This window comes from Pigmentiphaga sp. (assembly GCF_019689535.1).
Lineage (GTDB): Bacteria > Pseudomonadota > Gammaproteobacteria > Burkholderiales > Burkholderiaceae_B > Pigmentiphaga.
Genome location: NZ_JADGHH010000206.1, coordinates 1 through 5,923, shown reverse-complemented (window position 1 = coordinate 5,923; position 5,923 = coordinate 1). Strand labels below are relative to the sequence as shown.

Sequence of the window (5,923 nt, the reverse complement as noted above, 5' to 3'; positions counted from 1 at the left end):
GGCGAATGGGGGGCCGGGCGAGAGAACCCCTACCGGCCCGTGGCCGGCTACTCGCGAATGCCAGGGACGGGCCGGCGAACCAGCGGTCGCGAGGGCTACGTTCCCCGGGCCAGACCCGACACACTGCCGGCCAAGCGCTAGACAGCCGGGAGCGGGTTCGCGGACCGCGTCGCCGGGGCCGGGGCAATAAGAAAAAGGCAGGTGTCGGCCATCTGCCGGCACCGGCCTTAGTCGTTCGCGCTTACCGCTTACTTTACTTGAGCACGTCGCGCAGCCAGTCCACGCACTCCTTGGCACTCGAGGCCGGCCAATCGACGGTCAAAGATGTGTCGCCGCGCCGCAGCTCCACATGGATGACACCTGAAGACGAGCGGCCCAGCAGGCGCGACAGCCAACCAGCCTCGGAGGCGCCACGTGACACCGGAACGCCGTTGATGCTGCCCTGGACCGACGCGGCGTCGGTCGCCGCGGCTGGAGCGGAAGGCGATGCAGCGGGGCCGGCAGCCGAGGCTGGCGCCGCGGGAGCTGGCGTTGCTGCAGGCGTAGGCGCCGCGGCCGGCGCTGCTGTGGAAGCACCGGCCGGCACGGCCGAAGCCACCGCCTGGGCAGCGGGCTTGCCCGCCGCGGCGGTGCCGACGCGCGTCACCGTGACGTTTGCCGCGCCGGGAACCTCGCCACCCGCCAGGCGCGTAGCCAGGTTCTGGCTGAATTCTTCCCACATCCGGTCGGCCTTGGTCTTCATGACGCTCAGGCCGAAGGTCCCCAGCCGGCCGAGGACGTCGACCTTGACCTTGGTGCGCAGCTCGGTTTGTCCGCCGGGCAGTTCCTTCAGGAACACTTCGCTCTGCTGCTTGAGCGAGCTCGCCACCGAGGCATCCTCGCCGGTGCCCTCGGCCCGCAGGTACTCGGGGGCGCGCTGTTCGACGATGCGCGTCTTGAGCTTGAACTTGGCGCTGATGAAGCTGATCTTGACGTGAATGACCGCGTTGTATTCGACGTCGCTGATCACCTCGATCGATTTCATGCCCGGCACGCAGCTGGCCATGACGGTCGGGTCCAGCAACATCTCCCAGACCTTGGCGGCCGGGGCGGGCACGGTCAAAACCTTCTCAATTTCCATTCATTTTCTCCGAGGCGTCGAGAATGGACTCGACGATCTGGGCATAACCCGTGCACCGGCACAGATTGCCGTTCAACCCTTCGCGCACCTCGTCGGCCGTGGGCCGCGGATTGCGCTTGAGCAGATGGCAGGCCGTCATCAACATGCCCGGCGTGCAGTAGCCGCACTGCAGGCCGCCGCATTCCATGAAGCTCTTCTGCAGGGGATGAAGCTCGTCGCCTTTGGCCAGGCCTTCGACGGTGGTAATGCTGCGTCCGTTCGCCTGCACCGCCAGCGACAAACACGACTTGACCACCTCGCCATCGACCAGCACGGAGCAGGCGCCGCAAATGCCGGTTTCGCAGCCGCGCTTGGTACCGGTCAGGTTCAAGTCGTCGCGCAGGAAGTCCGACAGCATGCGGCGTGCGGGTACTTCGACGCTGTGTTTCTCACCGTTTACGGTGACTTCGATCAAATGCTTGCTCATGATGTCTTCACTCCTCGGCCAAGCCGTAGAGGCCGGCGATGGTGCGCCGGGCCACGACCCGTACCATGTCTCGGCGAAACTCCGCGGAGCCACGCAAATCGGACACCGGCTCGATGTCCGCGGCGACGATCTCCGCTGCCTCGGCCGCGACCTCGCGCGTGATGGCCTTGCCGGCCAGGAACTGCTCGGCGCGGGGAACACGGCAGGGAATGGGCGTGGAGGCGCCGACGGTCAGCACCGCCTCGCGGCACACGTTGCCGCTGCGGCGCGTGGCCAGCGACAGGCCGATCAACGGGCGATGCTCGGCTGCGGTACGCAGGAAACGGGTATAGCGGCCGGAGAAATCCGCGGCAGGCGCCGGCACGCGGATTTCCACCACGACTTCGTCCGGCTCGATGGCGGTCACGTAGTAATCCACCAAGAACGCTTCGAGCGACAACACCCGCTCTCCGCGGGTGCTGCCGAGCACCACGCTCGCACCGAGCGACATCAGGCAGGTCGGGGGATCGGTGGACGGATCGGCATAACAGAGATTGCCGCCCACCGTGCCTTGGTTGCGGACTTGCGGATTGGCCACCCTCGCCGCCATGTCGGCCAGCATCGGATAGTGCTGTTTGACGATGGGCGAATCGGCCAGGTCGATGTGGCGCGTCAGGGCGCCGATGCGCAGCCCGTTCACGGGATCGAAGTGGATGCCGCGCAAGGCCTCTATCCGCGCCACGGAAATGATGTGCGAAGGCATGAGCATGCGCTGGCGCATGGCCAGCATGAGCGCGGTGCCTCCGGCCATGACGCGGCAATCTTCGCCGAGGTCCGCCAGCATGCGGCTGGCCTCGGCCACGGATGCCGGCTCGAGGAAGTCGAAATCACGCATGATGGGTACCTCCTTGTTCCTGTTCGCGTGCCTGGCGTTGGGCGCGCAGCCCCGCCAGCACCTTCTCGGGCGTGATGGGCAAGTCCGTAATGCGGACGCCGATGGCGTCGTAGACGGCATTGGCGATCGCGGCCGCGCCGGGCAGGATTGCGGTCTCGCTCGCGCCTTTCGCGCCATACGGACCGTTGGGATCGTTGGACTCCACGATGCCCGAACGCAACAAAGGAATCGAGTCGGCCGTAGGCATGTTGTAGTCGGCGAAGTTACCGTTCACCAGCCGCCCGTTTTCCAGGTGCATCTGCTCGTACAACGCCCACCCCATGGCCTGCGTCGCAGCGCCATTGCTCTGTCCGTGGACGGCCAACGGGTTGAAGGCTTTGCCGCAGTCGTCGGAGAGGAACGAATCCAGCACCGTCACTTGGCCGGTCTCGGTATCCACCTCGACCTCGACGATTTGCGCCGCATACGTATGGGCGGGCGCGATATTGCCGTGGACATTGCCGTGCATGACCGTCTTGGCGTCCCAGGTCGCGCTGACCTGGATGCCCTCGCCATCATGACGCCATATGTGCAGCTTGGCGATTTCGGCCAACGTGGCCTTTTTCTCGTGATCGTCGACGGCGCGGATCAGGCCGTCCGCGATTTCGAGCTTGTCGGCGGGCACGCCAAGCCTCTCCGCCGCCAGGTTCAGCAGCGCCTCGCGCGCCTTGCGTCCGGCCAAGATGGCCGCATTGCCGGCGGCGATGGTCACGCGCGACGCCAGCGAGCCAATGGCGTACGGGGAAACGTCCGTATCGGGTGCCACCACGTGTACGTGGGAGAGCGGAATGTTGAGCTCGTGGGCGACCACTTGGCTCAACATCGTCATCGCGCCCTGCCCCATGTCGCACTCGCCGCTATGGACGATCACGCGGCCGTCCTCATTGACCTTCACGACGACGGTGGAGCCATCCCAATCGCCGATCGTGCGGTTGCCGCTGACGTGCATGGCGGCAGCCATGCCGATGCCCCGGCGCTTGACACCGGTCTTGCGCGATGCGTCGGCGCGCTTGGCATGCCACTGCATGGCCTCGACGCATTGGTCGATGCACTCGCGCAAGCCCGTGCTGCCGATTTTCCAGCCGTGAATGGACGTGTCGCCGACCTCGTGCGCGTTGCGCTTGTGGATCTCGATGGGATCGAGCCCCAGCTTCTCGGCCATCATGTGGATGTGGCTGTTCAGCGCGAACTGCATCTGCGTGCCGCCGAAGCCGCGGAACGCGCCATGAGGCGGATTGTTCGTATAGACCAGCGTCGCGTGCGAGCGCACATTCTTCAGGCGGTGCATGTTGTCGCTGCGCATGGCAGTCACGTGCATGACCTCGGCAGAAAGCCCGCTATAGGCGCCGCACTCAGCGATGATGCGCACGTCCTTGGCGGTGATGATGCCGTCCTTGGTCATGCCGAGCTTGAGCGTGATGCGCTCAGGCACGCTGGAACAGCAGGCGAGGAAATCCTCGAGCCGGTTGTTCACCAGGCGCACCGGCTTGCCGGTCCGCAGCGCCAACAGCCCCGCGATGAGGTTGTTAGCGTCTTCCACGAGCTTGCCACCGAAGCCGCCGCCCGTCGTGGCCTGCATCACGCGGATGCGCGAGACGGGAAGCTCCAGGGCAGCAGCCAGCCGGGCCCGGGCCTGGAATATCGATTGGGTCGAGGTCCAGACTTGCAGCCGGCCGTCTGCATCGATGGTGGCAACGGTCGCCATGGGCTCGAGATAGCCCGGGTACTGCGAATGGCAGACGTAGGTAGCCTCGTAGACGAGGTCGGCCTCGGCAAAGCCGGCCTCTACGTCGCCGATGTGAAACTTGATCTCGTGCGAGATGTTGTTGCGCCCGGGATGAACACCCGGCGCCTCTTCGTCCAGCGCTTCCTCGGGAGTCAGGATGGCGGGCAATTCCTCATATTCGACCTGGATCAGATCGAGCGCATCGCGCGCGATCTCCTCGGTCACGGCAGCCACGGCCGCCACTTCCTCGCCCGCGAACCGCACGACGCCATCCGCCAGGATGCGGCGCTCCTTGTGATGTACGCCCCACATGGCGCGCGGCGCATCCGCGCCGGTGAGCACTGCCTTGACCCCCGGCAGCGCCAGCGCTGCCGAAGTGTCGATGCGGACGATGCGCGCGTGCGGGTAGGGGCTGCGCAGCACTTTGGCGTGCAGCATGCCTGCGACCTTGACGTCGCCCGCATACTGCGCGCGCCCCAACACCTTGGATCGTGCAGTTACTTGCGGCACCGGGGTGCCTAGCGTCGATGCGTTCATCCTGTACTCCCGATAGTCTCGTCCCTGCCTCCGCCTTATTGGGCCTTGATGCCCAGGGACTTGATGATGCCGCCGACCACCTCGTATTCGCGTGCGTTCGTGCGACCAAGCTCAGCCGGTTCGCCGCCATGCGGGAACGCGCCGTACGTGGCGAGTTTCTCGACGACTTCCTTGTCTTTGAGGATTTCGTTCAGGTGACCGTTGAGCAACTTAACGATTTCAGCCGGCGTGCCCTTGGGCGCGAAGAAGCCGTTCCATGCTCCCACGATGATGTCCTTGTAGCCGGACTCGACCAAAGTGGGGATATTGGGCGCGAGCGGGGTGCGCTGGGCGTCGCCGACGGCGAGCGGCACCAGGCGGCCGGCTGCGAAGTACTGCGTGACCGGCCCCAGCGTGACCCATGCCGTATCGATGTGGCCGGCCACCACGTCGGTCACCGACGGGCCGACGCCGCGATAGGGGACATGCTGGATGTTGACCTTGGCTTCGCGGTTCAGCCATTCGGCCACGACGTGCATGGGCGACCCGGCGCCAGGGCTGCCATAAGACACCGGCTTGCCTTCCTTGGCCGCCGCGATCATGTCCTTCACGCTCTTGAAGCCGGACTTGGGATTGGCCACGAGCACCAACGGCTGGACGGCGGTTTGGATGATGGGCTCGAACCCGTTGAGCACGTCATAGCTCTGGGCAGGCGTCAGCCCCAGCACCATGGGCGCCGTCGTGAACGGATTGGGCGTGAAGAGCAAGGTGTAGCCGTCCGGTGCGGCGCGGCCTACATAGGCATTGCCGACCGTGCCACCGGCGCCGCCCTTGTTTTCGACGATCACCGATTGCTTCAGGCGCCCGGCGAGTTTGTCAGCAAACAGGCGCGCGATGGCGTCGGTATCCCCTCCGGGCGGGTACGACACGACCACGGTAATCGGCTTGGACGGGTATGCGGAGGCAGCATGAGCGACCCCCGCGCCGGCAACACAGGCTACAGCCGCGGCGGCGGCGACCCCTGCCCTTGGGTAGGCCTCGACGAACAAGGTACGGGGCTGTCCGTGGACGACTTCATCACCACCCTCGTCGTCCGCACGGCCAACTCGCTCCGGCGCGTCGTCACCTTGCCTTACGCCGAACAGTTCGGATTGACCATGGCCGAATGGCGCATGCTCTCGG

Annotated in this window: 5 protein-coding genes and 1 pseudogene; 1 reads left to right on the top strand and 5 read right to left on the bottom strand. The window is 65.8% G+C overall.

Annotation, left to right across the window (positions count from 1 at the left end; translation table 11 throughout):
• Window positions 1-253: 253 nt before the first annotated feature.
• From IRZ12_RS14950 to IRZ12_RS14930, 5 genes are read right to left on the bottom strand one after another with little or no spacing between them, the layout of a single operon-like run.
• Complete coding sequence (locus IRZ12_RS14950) at window positions 254-1,120, bottom strand: CoxG family protein (RefSeq protein WP_296469991.1); 867 nt, start codon at window positions 1,118-1,120, stop codon at window positions 254-256.
• Window positions 1,110-1,586: a (2Fe-2S)-binding protein gene (locus tag IRZ12_RS14945; RefSeq protein ID WP_296469988.1), complete on the bottom strand. Its 477-nt coding sequence runs from the start codon at window positions 1,584-1,586 to the stop codon at window positions 1,110-1,112. Before IRZ12_RS14945 ends, IRZ12_RS14950 begins: the two co-directional genes overlap by 11 nt.
• A 7-nt stretch (window positions 1,587-1,593) precedes the next feature.
• Window positions 1,594-2,460, bottom strand: coding sequence for a xanthine dehydrogenase family protein subunit M (locus IRZ12_RS14940; protein ID WP_296469984.1), 867 nt, complete (start codon window positions 2,458-2,460; stop codon window positions 1,594-1,596).
• Window positions 2,453-4,762 carry a xanthine dehydrogenase family protein molybdopterin-binding subunit gene (locus IRZ12_RS14935; RefSeq protein ID WP_296469982.1) on the bottom strand — a complete coding sequence of 770 codons (2,310 nt, stop codon included), beginning with the start codon at window positions 4,760-4,762 and terminating at the stop codon, window positions 2,453-2,455. The genes IRZ12_RS14940 and IRZ12_RS14935 overlap by 8 nt, the downstream gene beginning before the upstream one ends.
• 35 nt (window positions 4,763-4,797) lie before the next feature.
• Window positions 4,798-5,682 carry a tripartite tricarboxylate transporter substrate binding protein gene (locus IRZ12_RS14930; RefSeq protein WP_296469993.1) on the bottom strand — a complete coding sequence of 295 codons (885 nt, stop codon included), beginning with the start codon at window positions 5,680-5,682 and terminating at the stop codon, window positions 4,798-4,800.
• A gap of 27 nt (window positions 5,683-5,709) precedes the next feature.
• Between IRZ12_RS14930 and IRZ12_RS14925 the strand changes: the two are divergent.
• Window positions 5,710-5,923: pseudogene (locus IRZ12_RS14925) on the top strand (MarR family transcriptional regulator); the annotation flags it as partial.